The 270-nt window shown below is 46.7% G+C and carries 1 protein-coding gene; it reads right to left on the bottom strand.

Annotation, left to right across the window (positions count from 1 at the left end; translation table 11 throughout):
• A partial coding sequence (locus AAEY75_RS15310; protein WP_352260063.1) for a PAAR domain-containing protein occupies window positions 1-270 on the bottom strand: 270 nt, incomplete at both ends.

Here is a 270-nt window from a genome sequence, read left to right as displayed (position 1 = left end):
AGCAAATACAGCTTCTGGATCAGATTTAGGAAACTGCATAGGCGCTGGCTGCTCAACGCCCATCACCTCAAAGTCACTCTCGCAAAACGATTGCTGATTAGCAATAAGCTTAGCACCGCAGCTAGTCACATCTCCTGCGCGAGCAATGGGCGCACCATCGACAATAAACGAGGAGTCCCCTGTCAAAATAGTGGTCAATTTTTTACACTTTTTACAGATAACTTTATCGCCTTTACGCGAGATAGGAATACCGTTATGAGTGCTGTGCGG

It is taken from the genome of Psychrobacter sp. TB55-MNA-CIBAN-0194 (assembly GCF_040309505.1).
GTDB classification, from domain to species: Bacteria; Pseudomonadota; Gammaproteobacteria; order Pseudomonadales; family Moraxellaceae; genus Psychrobacter; species Psychrobacter fozii.
The sequence above is the reverse complement of the archived record's forward strand: the minus strand, read 5'-3'. Positions and strand labels throughout refer to the sequence as shown.